Annotated in this window: 20 protein-coding genes; 9 read left to right on the top strand and 11 right to left on the bottom strand. The window is 71.4% G+C overall.

The features are described from left to right. Nucleotides 1-45: 45 nt before the first annotated feature. Nucleotides 46-1008, bottom strand: coding sequence for a LysR family transcriptional regulator (locus tag WAT24_RS07615; RefSeq protein WP_336807509.1), 963 nt, complete (start codon nt 1006-1008; stop codon nt 46-48). Nucleotides 1009-1103: 95 nt separating this feature from the next. On the opposite strand from WAT24_RS07615, the gene WAT24_RS07620 reads away from it, so the two are divergent. The 3 genes from WAT24_RS07620 to WAT24_RS07630 are packed head-to-tail and all read left to right on the top strand — an operon-like array spanning nt 1104 to nt 4387. After that, a complete protein-coding gene (locus WAT24_RS07620) occupies nt 1104-2297 on the top strand; it encodes an MFS transporter (RefSeq protein ID WP_336807244.1) in 1194 nt (397 codons plus the stop codon). 27 nt (nt 2298-2324) lie between these two features. Then, nucleotides 2325-3389: an aldo/keto reductase gene (locus tag WAT24_RS07625; protein ID WP_336807245.1), complete on the top strand. Its 1065-nt coding sequence runs from the start codon at nt 2325-2327 to the stop codon at nt 3387-3389. Beyond that, nucleotides 3386-4387, top strand: a complete 1002-nt coding sequence (locus tag WAT24_RS07630) for a zinc-binding alcohol dehydrogenase family protein (protein ID WP_336807246.1) — start codon at nt 3386-3388, stop codon at nt 4385-4387. The genes WAT24_RS07625 and WAT24_RS07630 overlap by 4 nt, the downstream gene beginning before the upstream one ends. A gap of 7 nt (nt 4388-4394) precedes the next feature. Here the strand turns inward: WAT24_RS07630 and WAT24_RS07635 are convergent, their stop codons facing one another. Together WAT24_RS07635 and WAT24_RS07640 are read right to left on the bottom strand one after the other, a co-directional pair. Beyond that, nucleotides 4395-5012 (bottom strand): ferritin-like domain-containing protein, encoded by a 618-nt coding sequence (locus WAT24_RS07635; RefSeq protein ID WP_336807248.1) that lies wholly within the window; start codon nt 5010-5012, stop codon nt 4395-4397. A gap of 73 nt (nt 5013-5085) precedes the next feature. Then, nucleotides 5086-5736, bottom strand: coding sequence for a TetR/AcrR family transcriptional regulator (locus WAT24_RS07640; RefSeq protein WP_336807249.1), 651 nt, complete (start codon nt 5734-5736; stop codon nt 5086-5088). 94 nt (nt 5737-5830) lie between these two features. Here WAT24_RS07640 and WAT24_RS07645 point away from each other — a divergent pair, with 94 nt between their 5' ends. The 3 genes from WAT24_RS07645 (at nt 5831) to WAT24_RS07655 (ending at nt 8367) form a co-directional block, all read left to right on the top strand. After that, entirely contained in the window at nt 5831-6169 is a 339-nt protein-coding gene (locus tag WAT24_RS07645) for a hypothetical protein (protein WP_336807250.1), read from the top strand. A 168-nt stretch (nt 6170-6337) separates the two neighbouring features. Next, nucleotides 6338-6997 carry a protein-L-isoaspartate O-methyltransferase family protein gene (locus WAT24_RS07650; protein WP_336807251.1) on the top strand — a complete coding sequence of 220 codons (660 nt, stop codon included), beginning with the start codon at nt 6338-6340 and terminating at the stop codon, nt 6995-6997. A gap of 29 nt (nt 6998-7026) precedes the next feature. Then, a complete protein-coding gene (locus WAT24_RS07655) occupies nt 7027-8367 on the top strand; it encodes a TolC family outer membrane protein (RefSeq protein WP_336807252.1) in 1341 nt (446 codons plus the stop codon). 102 nt (nt 8368-8469) lie between these two features. Here the strand turns inward: WAT24_RS07655 and waaA are convergent, their stop codons facing one another. Continuing rightward, complete coding sequence (gene waaA, locus WAT24_RS07660; protein ID WP_336807253.1) at nt 8470-9732, bottom strand: lipid IV(A) 3-deoxy-D-manno-octulosonic acid transferase; 1263 nt, start codon at nt 9730-9732, stop codon at nt 8470-8472. Between the two features lie 122 nt (nt 9733-9854). Between waaA and lpxL the strand changes: the two genes are divergently transcribed. Beyond that, nucleotides 9855-10775 carry an LpxL/LpxP family Kdo(2)-lipid IV(A) lauroyl/palmitoleoyl acyltransferase gene (gene lpxL, locus WAT24_RS07665; RefSeq protein ID WP_336807254.1) on the top strand — a complete coding sequence of 307 codons (921 nt, stop codon included), beginning with the start codon at nt 9855-9857 and terminating at the stop codon, nt 10773-10775. Nucleotides 10776-10796: 21 nt separating this feature from the next. Here the strand turns inward: lpxL and WAT24_RS07670 are convergent, their stop codons facing one another. The 4 genes from WAT24_RS07670 to WAT24_RS07685 form a co-directional block, all read right to left on the bottom strand. Then, nucleotides 10797-11558 (bottom strand): glycosyltransferase family 2 protein, encoded by a 762-nt coding sequence (locus tag WAT24_RS07670; RefSeq protein WP_336807255.1) that lies wholly within the window; start codon nt 11556-11558, stop codon nt 10797-10799. Continuing rightward, nucleotides 11551-12807 (bottom strand): O-antigen ligase family protein, encoded by a 1257-nt coding sequence (locus WAT24_RS07675; RefSeq protein WP_336807256.1) that lies wholly within the window; start codon nt 12805-12807, stop codon nt 11551-11553. Before WAT24_RS07675 ends, WAT24_RS07670 begins: the two co-directional genes overlap by 8 nt. Nucleotides 12808-12920: 113 nt before the next feature. Then, nucleotides 12921-14045 carry a glycosyltransferase gene (locus tag WAT24_RS07680; protein ID WP_336807257.1) on the bottom strand — a complete coding sequence of 375 codons (1125 nt, stop codon included), beginning with the start codon at nt 14043-14045 and terminating at the stop codon, nt 12921-12923. 88 nt (nt 14046-14133) lie between these two features. Then, nucleotides 14134-14340, bottom strand: coding sequence for a zinc-finger domain-containing protein (locus WAT24_RS07685; RefSeq protein WP_336807258.1), 207 nt, complete (start codon nt 14338-14340; stop codon nt 14134-14136). Between the two features lie 243 nt (nt 14341-14583). On the opposite strand from WAT24_RS07685, the gene WAT24_RS07690 reads away from it, so the two are divergent. Next, nucleotides 14584-15846, top strand: coding sequence for a Yip1 family protein (locus tag WAT24_RS07690; protein WP_336807259.1), 1263 nt, complete (start codon nt 14584-14586; stop codon nt 15844-15846). A gap of 57 nt (nt 15847-15903) precedes the next feature. On the opposite strand, the gene WAT24_RS07695 is transcribed toward WAT24_RS07690, so the two are convergent. Continuing rightward, on the bottom strand, nt 15904-16482 hold the full coding sequence (locus tag WAT24_RS07695; protein WP_336807260.1) for a YceI family protein: 579 nt from the start codon (nt 16480-16482) through the stop codon (nt 15904-15906). 31 nt (nt 16483-16513) lie between these two features. Continuing rightward, entirely contained in the window at nt 16514-17119 is a 606-nt protein-coding gene (locus WAT24_RS07700; RefSeq protein ID WP_336807261.1) for a malonic semialdehyde reductase, read from the bottom strand. Nucleotides 17120-17256: 137 nt separating this feature from the next. On the opposite strand from WAT24_RS07700, the gene WAT24_RS07705 reads away from it, so the two are divergent. Beyond that, on the top strand, nt 17257-18222 hold the full coding sequence (locus tag WAT24_RS07705) for a mitochondrial fission ELM1 family protein (RefSeq protein ID WP_336807262.1): 966 nt from the start codon (nt 17257-17259) through the stop codon (nt 18220-18222). Nucleotides 18223-18251: 29 nt separating this feature from the next. On the opposite strand, the gene WAT24_RS07710 is transcribed toward WAT24_RS07705, so the two are convergent. Beyond that, nucleotides 18252-18477, bottom strand: a 226-nt coding sequence (locus tag WAT24_RS07710; RefSeq protein WP_336807263.1) for a hypothetical protein, incomplete at its 5' end; no start/stop codon positions are given.

Below are 18477 nucleotides of genomic sequence, written 5' to 3' on the forward strand. Positions count from 1 at the left end.
ACGCGATCTACGGGATGTATGGGTACAGGTTCACGGTGTTGGAAGCTATGTGTTGGTTAGGTGCTGGGGGCGCCTTGCGGGTGTGGGTGTGGCCTTCCGCGCCCGCTCCCACGGCGGCACCTCGCCGAAGCGCTCGGCGAGGAAATCGACGAACGCACGCACCCGCGGGGGTACCAGCCGCCGCTGCGGCATCAGCGCGTAGATGCCGGTATCGGCGATCGGGTAGGCGGGCAGCACCCGGACCAGCCGGCCCGCACACAGATCGTCCTGCACGTGCCACAGCGAGTGGTGGGAGATGCCCAGACCGGCCAGCGAGGCGTCGCGGATCACCTCGCCCAGCGTGGTCTCGAAGCGGCCGCCCACCTTCACCGCGTGTTCGCGGCCGTGGGCGTCGGTCAGGCGCCACACGTCCTGCCGCCCGCCGCTGCCGACCAGCACCAGGCACTCGTGCGCGGCGAGGTCTTCCGGTGTGCGCGGATGACCGTACCGGCGCAGGTAGGACGGCGCGGCGCACAGCACGCGCCGGTTCACCGCGAGCTTGCGCGCGACCAGGCTGGAGTCGACCAGTGCGCCGATGCGAATGGCCAGGTCGAAGCCGGCGCTGACCAGGTCCAGCATCTCGTCGCTTAGATGCACGCTCAGCCGCACGCGTGGATGGCGCTCGAGGAATTCGGGCAGCAGTGGCGAGATGTACTGGCGGCCGAACGAGGCCGACAGGGTCACCCGCAAGGTGCCGGAGACCTCGGTGGCGCTCTGGCGCAGGCCCGAGGTGAGCGCCTCCAGGTCCTCCACCAGCGGGCGGCCCTGTTCGGCCAGCGCCATGCCCTCGGGGGTCGGATGCAGGCGGCGGGTGGTCCGCTGCAGCAGCCGCACGCCGAGCGTGCGCTCCAGCCGCTTCAGGCGCTGGCTGGCCACCGCCACCGACAGGTCCAGGCTGCGCGCCGCGGCGCTGATCGAGCCCTGGTCGAGCACGCGCAGGAACAGGGCGAGGTCATCCAGGCGGTCCATCATTATCAACTTTTCGTTGAAAGCGATTCGTTATCCTGGCGGTTTTTGCTGAAAGTGCAAGCGACTAGCCTGCGCGCTCCCCACGGAGTTCCGTCATGAGCGCTGCTTCCCGAACCCCGCCGGCGCTGTATGCGCTGGCCGCCGGCGCCTTCGGCATCGGCACCACCGAATTCGTGATCATGGGCCTGCTGCTGCAGGTGGCGCGCGATCTCCACGTCGGCGTCGCGGCGGCCGGCCTGCTGATTTCCGGCTACGCGCTGGGCGTGTTCGTCGGCGCCCCGTTGCTCACCGCCGCGACCGGGCGGCTGTCGCGCAAGGCCGTGCTGCTCGGGCTGATGGCGATCTTCACCCTGGGTAACCTGGCCTGCGCACTGGCGCCCAGCTACGCCACGCTGATGGCGGCGCGGGTGGTCACCTCGCTGGCGCACGGCACCTTCTTCGGCGTCGGCTCGGTGGTCGCCACCGGGCTGGTCGTGGCGGAGCGGCGCGCCTCGGCGATATCGCTGATGTTCACCGGCCTGACGCTGGCCACCCTGCTGGGGGTTCCGGCCGGCACCTGGCTCGGCCACCTGGCCGGCTGGCGCGCCACGTTCTGGGCGGTCGCCGCCGTCGGCGTGGTCGCCCTGGCGGTGATCGCGGCGCGAGTGCCGGCGGACCACGGGCGGCACGCGACGCCCCCGCTGCGCGCGGAGCTGCGCGCGATCGCCCAGCCCTCCGTGCTGCTGGGCCTGGCCACGACCGTGCTGGGCTTCGGCGGCGTGTTCACCGTTTTCACCTACGTGCAGCCCCTGCTCACCCGCATGGCCGGCTTCCCTGACCGGGCGGTCCCGCCGATCCTGCTGCTGCTCGGCATGGGGCTGATCGTCGGCAACCTGCTCGGCGGGCGCCTGGCCGACCGTCGCCTGGGCGCGGCGCTGGTCGGCACGCTGCTGGCGCTCGCGGCGGTGCTCGCGTTCACCGGCCTGGCGCTGCACGCGCGGCTGCCGGCGCTGCTGGCGATGGGCCTGTTCGGCATCGCCGCCTTCGCCACCGTGGCGCCGTTGCAGCTGTGGGTGCTGCACGAGGCGGCCGGCGCGCCCAACCTCGCCTCCAGCCTGAACATCGGTGCGTTCAATCTCGGCAACGCCTTCGGCGCCTGGCTGGGCGGCGTGGTGATCGAGCACGGCACGGGCCTGGCCGCGGTGCCGTTCGCCGGCGCGCTGGTCACCCTCGGCGGCGCCGCGGTGGCGCTGGCCGGCCTGCGGGCCGCCCGTCCCGCGCCGGTGCGACTCGCCGCCTGCGAGCGCTGATCCTCCCCCCACTCAAGGAAACATCCCATGGAATACCGCTTTCTCGGCGCCTCCGGCTTCAAGGTGCCCGCGCTCGGCTTCGGCGCCGGCACCTTCGGCGGCAAGGGCCCGCTATTCGCCGCCTGGGGCGCCACCGACACGGCCGAGGCCCGCCGCCTGGTCGACATCTGCCTGGAGGCCGGCGCCAGCCTGTTCGACACGGCGGACGTCTATTCCGACGGCGCCTCGGAGGAGATCCTCGGCGCCGCGCTGAAGGGCAGGCGCGATCGGGCGATCCTCTCCACCAAGCTCACCCTGCGCGCCGGCGAGGGGCCGAACGACATCGGCGCCTCGCGCCCTCACCTGATCGGCGGGGTGGAGCGCGCGCTCAGGCGCCTGGGCACCGACTACATCGACCTGCTGCAGCTGCATCACTTCGACGCGATGACGCCGGTGGAGAGCGTGATGGCCGCGCTCGACGACCTGGTACGCGCGGGCAAGGTGCGCTACCTCGGCGCTTCCAACTTCTCCGGCTGGCAGCTGATGAAGTCGCAGGCGGCCGCGGACCGGCATGGTCGGACGCACTTCGTGGCGAACCAGGTGTACTACTCGCTGATCGGCCGCGACTACGAGTGGGAGCTGATGCCGCTGGGCCTGGACCAGGGCCTGGGCGCGGTGGTGTGGAGCCCGCTGGGATGGGGCCGCCTGACCGGCCGCATCCGGCGCGGCCAACCGCTGCCCTCCGGCAGCCGCCTGCACGACACCGCGCAGTACGCGCCGCCGGTGGACGAGGAACGCCTCTACCGCGTGGTCGACGCGCTCGATGCGGTCGCCGCCGAGACCGGCCGCAGCGTGCCGCAGGTCGCGATCCGCTGGCTGCTGCAGCGCCCGACCGTGTCCACCGTGCTGATCGGTGCGCGCAACGAGGCGCAGCTGCGCGACAACCTAGGCGCCATCGGCTGGTCGCTCGACGCTCATCAGATGGCCCGCCTCGATGCCGCCAGCGCGGTGATGCCGCCCTATCCCTACTACCCGTACTGGAACGGCATGTTCGCCGAGCGCAATCCGCCGCCGGTGCCCGCCGTGCTTCCCACCGCAGGAGGCGCCGCATGAAAGCCGTGCTCGCCCACCCGCTGCCGATCGACGCCGCCGACGCACTCGTGGACGCGGAACTGCCCGCGCCCGTGCCGGGCGACCACGACCTGCTGGTGCGCGTGGACGCCGTGTCGGTCAATCCCGTCGACACCAAGCTGCGGGCATCCGCCGCCGCACCGCGCGTGCTCGGCTTCGACGCGGCCGGCGCGGTCGAGGCGGTCGGTGCCGCCGTGCAGGGCTTCGCACCGGGCGACCGCGTCTACTACGCCGGCGACGTCACCCGCCCCGGCAGCCACGCGCAGTTGCAGGCGGTGGATGCGCGCCTGGTCGCCCTGGCGCCACGGACACTCGACGCCGCCCAGGCGGCGGCGCTGCCGCTGGTGTCGCTGACCGCCTGGGAACTCCTGTTCCAGCGCATGCCTTTCGACAGCGAGCACGGCGGCGAGGGCCGCACGCTGCTGGTGATCGGCGGCGCTGGCGGCGTGGGCTCGATGGCGATCCAGTTCGCGCGCCGCGCCGGCTTCCGGGTGATCGCCACCGCCTCGCGGCCGGAGACCGCCGCCTGGTGCCGCCAGCTCGGCGCCATCGAGGTGATCGACCACCGCCAGCCGCTTGCCCCGCAGCTGGCCGCGCTCGGGCTCGCGCAGGTCGACGCCGCAGCCAACCTGGCCGATACGGATCGCTACTGGGAGACGCTGGGCCAACTGCTCGCGCCGCAGGGGCACGTCGGCCTGATCGTCGAACCGCGGGGGCCGTTGCCGATCGGCGGCGCGTACAAGGCCAAGTCGATCGGGATCCACTGGGAGTCGATGTTCACCCGCTCGCGCGCCGGCACGGCGGATCTGGCCGAACAGGGCCGCATCCTCGCCCGCGTGGCGGCGCTGATCGATGCGGGCGAGCTGCGCGGGATCGCGCGCGAGACGCTCGGGCCGATCGACGCGGCCAACCTTCGCGAGGCGCACCGTCGCATCGAGTCCGGCCGCAGCATCGGCAAGCTGGTGCTCGCCGGCTGGTAGCGGGGGCTCAGTGCTGCCAGCCGGACCCGGGGTTCGGCTGGCTCGCCGGCGCGCCCTGCGCGGGCTGCGCCGGGCGGGCGGTTTCGGCCTGGCCGAGCTGGACCAGCAGGCTGGCCATGTCCTCGGCGTGCTCCTCCTCCTGCGCCAGCACCTCTTCCATGATGCGGCGGGTGGTCGGGTCGTCGGTGCCGATGTATTCGACGATCGCGCGATAGGTGTCGATGGCGATGCGTTCGGCGACCAGGTCCTCCCTGATCATCTCGACCAGGTCGGCACCCTCGGCGTAGTCCGCGTGCGCGCGGCTGAGCAGTCCGTCGGGGTTGAAGTTGGGCTTGCCGTCGAGTTGCGTGATGCGTTCGGCGATGCGGTCGGCGTGTTCCTGTTCCTGCTGCGCGTGCTCGAGGAACTCGGCCTTGACCGCCTGCGAGTGGATGCCCTGCGCCATGAAGTAGTGGTACTTGTAGCGCAGCGTGCAGACGATCTCGGTGGCCAGCGCCTCGTTGAGCAGCTTGATCACCGTCTCCCGATCGGCGCTGTAGCCGGCGGTGATGGCGCCCTGGTCGAGGTGCTCGCGGGCGCGCCTGCGGATGGCTTCGATGTCGGTCAGGAACGGCTTGCTGGCCATGGCTGTCCCTCGGATGGCGGATATCCGGGACAGGCTAGTGGCGCCGGCGCGAAACGCCGGTGAAGCGGACGCCTCAGCGCGGCAGGTAGGCGCGCAGGAACATCTTCACCCCGGCCCGCGCGGTCGCCTCGATCTCCTCGGCGTAGCTCTCCGGGCATTCGCAGCAGCCGAACATCTGCCGCATCATCAGGTTGCCCTTGATCAGGGTGAGGAACTGCACGCTGGCCCGCGGCACGTCGTCGATCTCCAGCTTGCCCGCGTCAACCGCCTGCTGCAGCAGGCGTTCCATCAAGCCATGCGTGCGCGTGGCGCCTTCCTCCCACATCAGCCGGCCGTAGCGGGGATTGCCCTGGCGGCAATCGGACAGGATCGCGCGGAAGGTGCCCACGGTCTCGGCGTTGCAATCGAGGCGGGCATGCGTCAGCGCCACGCGCAGCAGCGTGTCGGCGATGTCCTCGCGGGGATCGAAGTGGTAGGTCTCCTCCGGCAGCAGGTCCTGGATGCGCGCGCGGATGACCTCGCGGAACAGGTTGTCCTTGTCGCCGAAGTGGCTGTAGACGGTGAGCTTGGACACGCCCGCTTCGGCCGCGACTGCGTCCATGCTGGTGCCGGCGAAGGCATTGCGGATGAAAAGGCCCTTGGCAGCTTCCAGGATCGCCGCACGCTTCTCCATGTCCTTGGGACGGCCGGGACCGGGAGTCTTGGCATGGGCGGGACAGTTCATGGGCATACCTTGGGTACGAACAACTTCACAGGAAAGGAAAACAACTTTATTATACGGTTCAGTTTATTAATTTCCAGTTCCCTTGGACGCGACCATGTCATCGATCCTGCCGCAGCTCTCCTTGAGCCCAGTTTACCGCCATGCCCAGCGCCTGCTGGGCGCCTGGCTGGAACAGGGCCAGGCGAGCGCGCGCCTGCATGCGGTGCGCGTGCGAGCCGCGCTGGCCGCGCTCGATCCGGTCGAGCGCCACCGCTTCGCGCGCTGGCTGGCGTGGCTGTGCGTGGCGGCGGAGTACCGCCGGGTCGACCTCGGCACGCGCATCCGTCGGCTCGACGCGGCGCTTTCCCGCGCGGTGGAGGCGGCGCGCGCCACGCTGCCGCGCTCCGCGCGTCCCCTGCTGCCCGCCACGACGCCCAGGATCCGCCACGCCTAGTGCGGTGGTGTCCGCGGACACCGCGCCAGGCATGACTTCCGTCAACCGGCCGCGGTGACTTCCGGCACTTCGGGTGCCGTCGCAGAGGCCGCAGGCTAACGACAATTGTCGCGACGGCCTTCGAACGCTTATCCTTTTGATCTTTTTGATTCTTGCGGACGTTAGACCATGGCGATGAATTTCGAACAGGCACGGCAGAACATGGTCGAGAACCAGGTACGACCCTGGGACGTGCTCGACGTGCGCGTGCTCGATGCGCTGGCGCAGGTGCGCCGCGAGGATTTCGTGCCGCCGCAGCACCGCCAGCTGGCCTTCGCCGACCTCTGCCTGCCGCTGGGCCATGGCCAGGTGATGATGAAGCCGGTGATCGAGGGCCGCGTGCTGCAGGCGCTGAACCTGCAGCCGGGCGAGGCCGTGCTCGAAATCGGCACCGGCTCGGGCTTCCTCACCGCCTGCATGGCGCGGCTGGCCGCTCGGGTGACCAGCGTCGACGTGCAAGCTGAGTTCACCGCCGCCGCGCAGGCGCGCCTGGCCAGCGCCGGCGTCGCCAACGTGGAGCTGCTCACCGGCGACGCAGTGCACGGCTGGCAGCCGCAGGAAAAGTTCGACGCCATCGTGGTGACCGGGGCGGTCTGGCAGATCCCCCCGCGTTTCCTCGGCTGGCTCAAGCCGGGCGGGCGGCTGCTGGCGATCCGCGGCGAATCGCCCGCGCAGCAGGCGGTGCTGCTGACCCAGACCGGCGCCGGCGGCTACCGCGAGACCTACCTGTTCGAGACCGATCTGCCCTACCTCGCCGGCGCCGAGCCGCCGCGTCGTTTCGTCTTTTGATTTCCCATCGATTGCATGAGGCACCCCCGATGCGCTTGAAGCTTCTGACCCTGGCCCTGGCCCTGTCGGCGATCTCGCTGCCCGGTCACGGCGAGGACCTGATGGATGCCTACCGCCAAGCGCGCGCCAACGATCCGGTGCTGTCGCAGGCCGAGGCGACCCGCCTGTCCGTGGGCGAGAACGTCAACCAGGCCCGCGCCCTGCTGCTGCCGCAGCTCTCCGGACGCGCCACCCTCACCCAGGCCAGCGGCGCGGATGCCGCGTCGATCACGGAAGGCGGCGCACCGCTCAACGGCGGCCACCAGCGCACCCGCACCGAGGCGCTGGAACTGAGCCAGACCGTACTCGACCTCAGCAAGATCGCGGACCTGCACGCCGCGCGCTCGCAGGCCGACGCGCAGGATGCGCAGTACCAGGCCGCCCTGCAGGAACTGTTCGTGCGCGTCACCGCCGCCTACTTCGGCGTGCTCACCAGCCAGGACGAGCTGGCCTACGCCAAGGCCAACGAGGACGCCTTCCGCCAGTCCTACGAGCAGGCCGAGCAGCGCTTCAACGTGGGCCTGTCGGCGGTGACCGACGTGTACCAGGCCAAGTCCTACTACGAGCTGGCCAAGGCGCAGACGGTCGCCGCGCAGAACGCGCTGAACGACGCGCGCGAGGCGCTGGCGCAGATCACCGGCAAGCCGGTCGGCGAGCTGAAGAAGCTGCGCGACGACCTGCCGATGGTGCCGCCCAAGCCGGCCGATCCGAACGCCTGGGTGCAGGAAGCGCTCAAGACCAACCCGAACGTGATCGCCCAGCAGTACAGCGTGGAAGCCGCCTCGCACACGGTGAACGCCGCGCGCGCCGGCCACCTGCCGACCATCAACGCCTCGGTCAGCCGCGGCACCTCCTCCAGCTGGCTGGAGAACGTCGGCGGCGCCTTCGCCGACCGCAACGGCCGCTACGGCACCACGGTGGGCCTGACCCTGACCGTGCCGCTGTTCTCCGGCGGCGCGACCCAGTCGCAGGTGCGCAAGTCCATCTACGAGCGCGACGCCGCCGAGGATGCGCTGGAGGCGCAGCGCCGCCAGGTCACCCGCGACACGCTGAACTTCTACCGCTCGGTGATCGCCGGCATCAGCCAGGTCGAGGCCAACAAGGCCTCGGTGGAATCGGGCCAGAAGGCGCTGGAGGCGACCCGCGCCGGCTTCGACGTGGGCACGCAGACCATGCTCAACGTGCTCAACGCGATCCAGACCCTGACCCAGGCCGAGAGCAGCTACTCGCAGTCGCGCCACGCGCTGATCCTGGACCAGCTGCAGCTCAAGCAGGCCGCCGGCACCATCGACGTGAAGGACATCGAGGCGGTCAACGCCCTGCTCGAGTGACGCACCCGTAGGAGCGAGCTTGCTCGCGGTACGCTTGCTCGACCACCGGCCGGGCAGGAACAGCACCGCGAGCAGGCTCGCTCCTGCCGTTCTGCAGGGCGGTCATTCGCCCAGCACCCGGTCCACCAGCTCCATCACCCGGCCGACCGCCCCGCGCTCGCTGTCGAACACGTGCCGCGCACCGCGGCCCATGCGCTCGCGCAGGCGCGCGTCGCGCAGCAGGTCCAGCACGGCGTGTCCCAGTTCCTCGGCGTGCGGCACGCGACGGGCGCCGCCCTCGCGGATCAGGGTGAGCGTGATCTCCTCGAAATTGAAGGTGTGCGGGCCGACCAGCACCGGCCGCTCGAGCGCCGCCGGCTCCAGCACGTTGTGCCCGCCGATCGGCACCAGGCTGCCGCCGACGAAGGCCAGGTCCGAGGCCGCGTAGAAGGGCATCAGTTCGCCCATCGCGTCGATCACGAACACCTGGTGCGCGCCCGGCACGCGGTTCGCGCTGCGGGTGGCGACGGTGAAGCCCAGGCTGCGCGCCGACTGCTCGACCAGCTTGAAGCGCTCCGGGTGCCGCGGTGCGATCAGCAGCAGCGCATCGGGCAGGCGCCGCAGCACGTCCAGGTGCGCCTCCAGCACCGCCAGCTCTTCGCCTTCGTGGGTGCTGGCCGCGATCCAGACCGGACGGCGCGGCCCCCACTGCCGGCGCAGCGCGGCGCCGGCGTCCACCGCGCCTTCAGGCACCGGCATGTCGAACTTCAGGTTGCCGCTGACCACCAGCTGCGAAGGCTCGGCGCCGAGCAGGCGGTAGCGCGCCGCGTCCGTGCGCGACTGCGCCGCGATCTGGCGCACCGTGCGCAGCGCCGAACGCACCAGCGACCGCATCGGCCGGTAGCCGCGCATCGAGCGCTCGGACAGGCGCGCGTTGACGATCATCAGCGGCACCCCACGCCGCCGACAGGCGAAATACAGGTTGGGCCAGATCTCGGTTTCGACGATCAACGCCAGGCGCGGCCGGATCCGCTTGAGGAAACGATGCACCGCGAACGGCAGGTCGTAGGGCAGGTAGACGTGGAACACGCCGTCGCCGAACAGCTGGTGCACGCGCGCCGAACCGGTCGGGGTGACCGTGGTGACCACCAGCGGCGCGTGCGGATAATCACGCTTGAGCGCCTTGATCAGCGGTTCGGCCGCGTTGACCTCGCCGACCGACACCGCGTGCACCCACAGGCTGCCGCTGAAGTCCGGCCGCGGGAACAGGCCGAAACGCTCCGGCCAGCGCCGGTGGTAGTTGCCGTAGCGCACGCCGCGCGCGAGCAGCCGCAGCACGATCAGCGGCGTCGCCAGGTACATGACGAAGGTATAGAGGTAGCGCAACGGAAGGCCAGCCGGTGGGAGTGGCCGCGATTATAGGCGGCGCGGTCGCCGGACCGCCCGCCGACTCGCCCGGGGGAGCGGCTTGCGCACGCGCTTCCCCTACAATCGCACGGATGCCCGGCATGCCCCGTCCCTCCTTCGACCCGTCCCTGCTCGCACCGCGCCACTGGCCCGCCTGGCTGGGCGTCGGCGTGATCTGGCTGATCGCGCGCCTGCCCTACCCGCTGCTGCTGCGGCTCGGCGGCGCGCTCGGGGCGCTGATCCGCAACGTGCCCTCGCGGCGGCGGCCGATCGCCGAGACCAACGTCGCGCTGTGCTTCCCCGAGCTCGACGCGCGCGCGCAGGCCGCGCTGGTCGATGCCCACCTCACCGACATCGGCCTGATGCTGGTCGAGTTCGCGCTGGGCTGGATGGGCTCGGACCGCGCCATCGCGCGGATCCCCATGCGCATCGAAGGGCTCGAGCACCTGCAGGCGGCACGCGCGAACCGACAGGGCGTACTGCTGGTCGGCGGTCATTTCTCGCATCTGGAATTGTGCGCACGCCTGCTTGCGCGGCGCATCCCGATCGCCGGCATGTACCGGCGCATGGACTCGCCGGTGTTCGAGTGGGCCGTGCTGCGCGCCCGGCTGCGCTACGCCGCGGCGATGTTCGACAAGGACGACATCCGCGGCACGGTGAAGTACCTGCGCGGCGGCGGCACGCTGTGGTACGCGCCCGACCAGGACATGCGCAGCAAGGACAGCGTGTTCGTGCCGTTCTTCGGCGTGCCGGCCGCCACCATCACCGCCACCCACCACCTGGCCCGGATGGGCCAGGCGCAGGTGATCCCGTTCTTCCACCGGCGCCTGCCCGAAGGCGGCTACGCCATGCGGCTGGGCGCACCGCTGCCGCTGGGCGGCGACGCGGCCGCCGATACCGCGCAGGTCAACGCGAGCATCGAGCAGATGGTGCGGGCTGCGCCGGAGCAGTACCTGTGGGTGCACAAGCGCTTCAAGACGCGCCCCCCGGGCCAGCCCGACCCCTATGCGCGCAAGCGCTGAGCCACGCGCCCGGCCGCCGGGTCAACGGCCGCCGGCGCGGCCTCGCATGCGCGCCTCGTGCAGCTTGGCGTACTTGAGGAAGGCATAGAAGGCGTGCACGCGGGCGGCGATGAAGCCGGCCCAGCCCGCGCGCCAGTGCCCGCGCAGCAGGTAGTAGCGCAGGAATGCCACGCTCGGATAGGCGACCATGCGCCAGCCCAGCCAGGCCTGGCGGCGTGGCCGGCCCTCGGCCGCCTGCAGCGAGGAATAACGGTTGGCCTTGTCCACGCGCCCGGCGATGTCGGGTTCCCCATAGTGGTCCAGCACCACGTCCAGCACGCGGACCGGCCCATCGACCTGCACCGACTCGTGCACGCTGTGCCCGCTCATGCGCGCGCGCTCGCGGTCGAACAGGCGCACGTAGTGGTTGAGGCGCGCGCGCGGCGACTGCCAGCGCCAGAACACCCATTCGCGACGCCACAGCTGGAAGCCCGCGCAGGGCGGCGACTCCAGCGCGCGCCGCACCGGGTCGGCCGCGTCCGCCGGCAAGGCCTCGTCCGAATCCAGCAGCAGCACCCAGCGGTGCCGGGCCAGGTCGATCGCCGCCTGCTTCTGCGCGCTGTAGCCGGCGAAGGGCTGCACCTGCACGCGTGCGCCGTAGCGCTGCGCGATCGCCGCGGTGGCATCGGTGGAGCCCGAGTCCAGCACCACGATCTCGTCGGCCCAGGCGACCGAGGCGAGGCAGGCTTCGAGCGTGCCGGCGCTGTTGTAGGTGGTTACCACCACCGAGAGCGGCTCACGCATCGGCGTCCCCCACCAGGTACAGCGCGGCGCACCACAGGCCCAGCAGCCAGGCGAACAGCAGGCCCCACCAGGCCGAGTAGAAGGCGAGGTGGGTGTTGAGCGGGAACAGCATGGTGCCCAGCGCCACGGTGACGGGGAAGGCGCGGCCGCGCGCAGCCGCGCCCACGCGGCGCCACGCCCGCACCGCCAGTGCGGTCGCGGCCAGCCACAGCAGCAAGCCGATCGTGCCCGTTTCGGTCAGCACCTCCAGCACCAGCTGGTGCGCATGGCAGGCTCCCTCGCCCACGCCGCAGGCCTCCGCCACCAGGAAATGGTCGTCGGGCGGCGCATAGTCCGGATAGGCGTAGCGGAAGCCGCGCACGCCGACGCCGTTCCAGGGATGGTCGCCGATCATCCGTACGCTGGCCCGCCAGATCGCCGGACGGCCGGTCAGCGCCTCGTCGAGGCCCTGCTCGTCGCCAGCGAAGACCGCGAGCGTGCGTTCCATCCGTTGATGGAATCGGCTGGACGTCTCCCACGCCAGGCCGGCGGCCAGCGCCGCCAGCGCCAGGCCGGCGCCGCACCAGAGTGCGAAACGCCGCGGCGCACCCGCCTCGCGCCAGGCGAAGGCGAGCGCGACCAGCCCGTAGCACAGCCAGCCGGCGCGCGAACCGGCCAGCAGCACCGGCCCGAGCAGCAGCAGGAACGCCAGCACCAGGCCGGTGCGCCCCCAGCGCTCGCGGGCCGCCCACAAGGCGAAGGGGGCCAGCACCGCCAGGGTAGGGCCGAGCTTGAGGTCGTCCGCGCCGAAGATGCCGGAGATGCGCTCCGCCTCCGCGTGGCCGCCAAGGCTCCAGCCGGTAAGTGCCTGCACCCACGCGTCCGCCACCCAGAAGGCGATGAGCAGCGCGACGGCGGTGTACAGCGCACGCATGCGGTCCGGGCGACGGATCGCGAAGCAGGCGTACAGCCCCAGCGGCACGTAGCGCAGCAGGCCGGCCGTGCTGCTCCAGCTCTTGCCAGGCGCGACCGCGTCCGGTGCCGAGAGCAGCGCCGCACCGACGTAGCAGGCCAGCAACAGCAGCAACAGCCGCGCCCCGGCATGCCCGCGCAACGCATCGGGATGGCGCACGAACAGCAGCACCACGCCGAGCAGGCACAGTGCCGTGCCCAGTTCGGACGTGCGCCCGACCGGCAGCAACGCGACCACCAGCCAGTACGGCAGCAACGGGGAACGCAGGGCGGCGGCGAGGGCGCGGGTCACGGGCATCGGGGGATTGTAGGGGACGGCCGCAGCCGCAGCCCAAGGCCCGGAGCCAGTCGCATGCCGCCACGACAGATGAAACGTGTCGCTCCGGGGCTCTCGCCGCCGGAGCGCAACGGTCAGGCCACCACTTCGTTGTACAGCGCCAGCACGGCCTGCTGCATGTCCGACAGGCGATAGCGCTGCAGCATCGGGATCGGCGGCGCCACGCGCAGCAGCTCGGCGGCGCGTTCGACCAGCTTTTCGCGGTCGCCCGGCGGTACGCGGCCGGCCGGGTACAGCTCGGCCAGCAGCTCGCCCACGCCACCGTGGGCGTAACCCAGCACGGGCCGGCACAACGACAGCGCCTCGACCACGGTGCGCCCGAACGACTCGGGCTTGGCCGACAGCTGCAGGACCAGGGTGGACACCGCGTAGATGTCGCGCACGTCGTTGCGCGGCGGGCTCAGCACCACCTGCGCCTCGATGCCGCGCGCACGGATCAGCCGCCGCAGCTCCTCGACGTAGGCCTCGCGGCCCGGCTCGATCACGCCCAGCAGGAGCAGGCGGGCCTCGATGCCGCGGCGCTTGAGTTCGGCGATCAGCTCGATCGCCTCGTGGTGGCCCTTCAGGCGCGTGCCGCGCCCCGGCAGGGTAAGCAACGGCGCCCCCGCCAGCTGCGGGAACTCGGCGAAGAAGGCCTTCTGCCAGGCATCGTCGGGACGGTGGCCGTAGGGGAAGGCGGCCGGGTCGATGCCGCGCGGGATCACCCGCACCCGTGCCGGATCCAGCCAGGGGTAATGGCTCAGCACGTAGTCGCGCATGGTCTGCGATACCGCGATCACGCGCTCGCCGCGCAGCAGGATCGAGCTGTAGCGCCCCGGCGTGTTGAGCCCGTGCACGGTCGTCACGAAGTGCGGCCGCGGCTGCATGCCGCGCAGCGCCCACCAGCCCATCCAGGCCGGCAGCCGCGAGCGGGCGTGCACGATGTCCGGCCGCAGCTCGCGCAGCCGCCGGCGCAAGGCGGGCAGGCAAAGCAGCGTGCGCAGCGACTTGGCGCCGATATCCAGGGTAACGTGCTCGCTTCCCTCCGCCTCCAGCTGCGCCACCAGGCGGCCGCCCTTGGAGATCACGATCGAGCGGTGGCCCGCCGCCACCAGCGCCCGCGCCACTTCCAGCGTGGAACGCTCCGCCCCGCCCGAATGCAGCGCCGGGATCAGCTGGACGACGACCAGACGCCGGGTGGTTGGGACGACGGCAGACATGAGGGGTTGTTGGGTGGCCTTCATCCAGCGCAGCAAGCAGCGATCATGCCTAATGCCGCCCCGGCGGGGCCGGCGCCGGCGCTCCGGCTCAGTCCTTCAGGACGTAATGCGCGCCACAGTAGGGGCAGACGGACTCGCCGCCATCCTCGACGATGGGCAGGTAGACCTTCGGATGGGAGTTCCAGAGCGACATCGCCGGCATCGGGCAGGACAGCGGCAGGTCCCTGCGCGTCACTTCGTAACGATTTTCGGCATTCGCCGGGATCGGCGCGGCCTCGGACAGGGGGCGCGACATGGCAGGCTCCAGGAAGGCTTCGAAACCGCGCATGGTAGCAGGGCGCGCGACGGCCGGGCGGCCCGGCGGCGCGGGCGCCGCGACTGGACATCGGCCGGCGGTTGGCCTCAACTGTGCGCACTGGCGCCGGCCCGGAGGGGCGGGCGGCGCCGAGGGAGGACGACCGTGGGAGCGCCGGCGAGGCCGACAGCCACGCGGGCACCGGGCGCCCTGTCGTCGCAACGTCACTGCGAGGGGAGAATCATGGACTTCGGAAAGCTCATCGCGCGCGTCAAGGCCATCCTTGGCACGCCCCGGACCGAGTGGCCGGTCGCCGCCGCCGAGCCGGCCACGGTCGGCAGCCTGTACACCGGCTACATCGTGTGGATCGCGGCGCTGCCGGTGATCGCCGGCTTCATCAAGGGCAGCCTGATCGGCTACGGCGCCTTTGGCGTCAGCTACCGCACGCCTGTCGGCGCCGGCATCGGCGCCATGCTCCTGCACTACGCCTTGTCGCTGGCGGTGACCTATGTCGTGGCGCTGATCATCAATGCCCTGGCCGGCACCTTCAACGGCCAGAAGGACATGGTGCAGGCGCTCAAGACGGTGGCCTACGCGTGGACGGCCGCCTGGGTGGCCGGCATCGCCGTGATCATCCCGTGGCTGGGCTGGCTGATCGGCCTGGCCGGCGTCGTCTATGCCATCTACCTGCTTTACCTGGGGTTGCCGTACACGATGAAGTGCCCGCCCGAGAAAGCCGGCGGCTACACCGCGCTCAGCGTGGTCGTGGCGATCGTGCTGAGCTGGATCGTCGCCATCGTGGTCACCGGCATCATCGGCACTGCGGCGCTGACCGGCGGCGCCCTCAGCGGCAACCGGGTGGGCAGCGCGGACGGCAGCGTGACGGTGGATCCGGATAGCGCACTGGGACGGCTGGCCGCGATGGGCGAACGCGCGGAACAGGCGAGCAAGGAGATGGAGGCCGCGCAGAAGTCCGGCGACAGCGCCACGCAGCAGGCCGCCATGGGCAAGATGATGAGCGCGGCGATGGGCAACGACGGGCAGGTGCAGGCGCTGTCCACCGAGCAGGTCAAGGCCTTCCTGCCCGGCAGCGTGCTCGGCCTCGAGCGCACCGGCAGCTCGGCCGAGCGCACCGGTGCGATGGGCATGCAGATCACCCAGGCCACCGCCGACTATGGCGACGGTCAGGGGCGGACGGTCTCGCTGGAGGTGGCCGACATGGGCACGGCCAAGGGCCTGATGGCGATGGCCGGGGCGATGGCGCCGGAGGAGGAGAAGACGACCGCGCACGGCTACGAGAAGACCTACACCGCCGACGGCCGCCTGACCCACGAGGCCTGGGACGACGAGACCCGCAGCGGCGAATACAGCGTGGTGGTCGGCCAGCGCTTCACCGTGAAGGCCCATGGCACTGCCGGCAGCATCGAGGACCTCAAGCGTGCGGTCGCCAGCGTGGACCTGGCGAAGCTGGAATCGCTCAAGGACGAGGGCGTGTCGCACCACTGAAGCGGCCGCCCGTCACGACAGGAAGCCCGCGCCGGCCGGCGCGGGCTTTTTCTCCGGCTACTGCGCGACGGAGCCTTCGGTGGTGATGCGCAGGCTGATCTCGTCGCTCACGTTCGGCACGTACATGGACACGCCGAAGTCCGAGCGCTTCAGGCTGCCGGTGGCATCGAAGCCGATCGAGGCCTTCTTGGTCATCGGATGCGGGCCGAGCTTGTTCAGGGTCGCCTCCAGCACCACCGGGCGGGTCGTGCCGTGCACGGTGAGGTCGCCGGTGACGCGGAAGCGGTTGCCGCCCAGCGGCTCGACCTTGGTGCTGCGGTAGGTCACCACCGGATACCTCGCCGCATCGAAGAAGTCGGGCTTCTTCAGGTGCTCGTCCAGCGCGGGCGCGTGCGTGTCCAGGCCATCCAGTGGCAGGCTCACCTCGACCCGCGCCTGCTCCGGATGCTGCGGATCGAAGGTCAGCGTGCCCTGTCCCAGGTGCAGGTCCGCGGTGGGATGGGAGAAGCCGAAGTGGCTCCAGCTGAACAGCACCATCGTATGGTTGGGATCGAGCCGGTAGGTGACCGGTGCGGCGTGCGCCGCCGCGGCCGCAGCGAACAGGCCGGCGAAGGCTAGGGTCTTCGTAACGCGCATGGCGTGGCTCCTCGGGATGGGGGTCGTACGGTCAGACGATGCGGCAGGCTTCGGCGAAGGCGAAGCGCTCCTCGCGCGGGCGCAGCACGGCGGGATTGCCGTAGCCGATGTTGATCAGGAAGTTGGACCGGATCTGCGTGCCGGCGAAGAACAGCTCGTCGACCATGGCGTTGTCGAAGCCGGACATCGGGCCGCAGTCCAGGCCGAGCGCGCGGGCGGCCATGATCAGGTAGGCACCCTGCAGGCTGGAATTGCGGAACGCGGTGGCCTCGATCGTCGCGGGCTTGCCGGCGAACCACTCGATCGCGTCGGGGGATTCCTTGTACAGGCGCGGCAGGTGCTCGTAGAAGGCGTGGTCGGCGGCGACGATCACGGTGACCGGCGCGGCCATGGTCTGCGCGCGATTGCCGCGGTCCAGCGCCGGCTCGAGCCTGGCCTTGGCCTCGGCCGAGCGCACGAACACGAAACGCGCCGGCGAGGAGTTGGCACTGGTCGGTGCCAGCTTGGCCAGGTCGTAGATCGCGTGCAACTGCTCGTCGGTCACCGGCTTGTCCAGCCAGGCCTCGGCGGAGCGGCGATAGGTGCGCGCCGAGCGGAACAGCTGGTCAAGGGCGGCCTCGGAAAGCACTTCGCTCATGGGTATCCTTCTGGCGTGATGGCGCGCCGTCCGGCGCGATCGATCCGCTAGTGTATCGCCAAGGTGCCGGGCGAACCGGTCAGGAACGGGGAACCGAGCGTGCAGATTCCGTCAACAATCGCCGGAACGCCCGTCGCGTGAGTGCGCCGCGCGAGGAGTGCTGGGCGATCACCGACGCGGCCGCCGGCAACCAGCGTCAGGCCCTGGCGCTGGCCGAGCGGCTCGGCCTGCCGGTGCGCCACCTGGTACTCGAACCGCGCGCGCCCTGGGCCTGGTTCGCGCCGCGATGGCTGCCCGGCGGGCTGTTCGCCCTGCCGGCCATCGAACGTGCGCGCCTGCTGCCGCCCTGGCCGCGCGTGGCGGTCGGTTGCGGCCGTACCGCGGCGCTGTTCACGCGGATGCTGCGCCGGCTCGCGGATGGCCGCTGCCACACCGTGCAGATCCTCGACCCGCGTATCGATCCGGCGCATTGGGACACGGTGATCGCGCCGCGCCACGACGGCCTGGCCGGGCCCAACGTGCTCAGCCCGCTGGGCTCGCTCAACCCGATCGACGAGCACTGGCTCGACGATGCGCGGGAAGCGTGGCAACACCTGGCCGGGCTGCCGGCGCCGCGGATCGGCGTGCTGCTGGGTGGCCCGCGCCGCGGCGTCCCGCTGGACGCGGGATGGACGTCCGCCTTCGTCGAGGGCCTGCGCGACCTGCAGCGTCGCCACGGCGGCAGCCTGCTCACGCTGGCCTCCCGCCGCACGCCCACCGTGCTGGCCGATGCGCTGCGCGGGGGCTTGTCCGGCCTCCCGGGCCTGCACTGGCGCGGCAGCGCCGACGGCCCCAACCCCTACCCCGGCGTGCTGGCCTGGGCCAACCGGCTGGTGGTGACGCCGGATTCGGTCAACATGCTCTCGGAGGCCTGCGCGGTGGGCTGCCCGGTGCAGACCTTCACTCCCGGACCGCTGCCGGGCAGGCTCGCGCGCTTCCACCGGGCGCTGCGCGACGCGGGGCTGCTGCACGACCTGCCGGCGGAGACCCCGGCGCGCCAGCCGCCCCTGCGCGAGACCGCGGCGATCGCGGCCGAGGTGCGCCGGCGGATGCGTGGTGCCTGAAGCCCGCGCCCGGGCCGCCTGCGTCCCGCTCAGCCGAACTCGAACCCCAGCGCGCCGGTGACTGCCCTGACGTCCGCGCACAGGCGCTCCAGCGCCGGCTCGCGCGGTGCGATGCGCGGGCGCAGGTCCAGCGTGCAGGCCAGCGCCCGTTGCAGCAGCCCGGCGTGGGCGCACGCACAGGGGGGGGGGCAAGAACCACGCACACACAAAAACAAACAGCGAGAAACACAACAAAACAACTTCTGCATGAAAGAC

The organism is Fulvimonas yonginensis (assembly GCF_037137055.1).
In the GTDB taxonomy this organism is placed as follows: domain Bacteria; phylum Pseudomonadota; class Gammaproteobacteria; order Xanthomonadales; family Rhodanobacteraceae; genus Frateuria_A; species Frateuria_A yonginensis.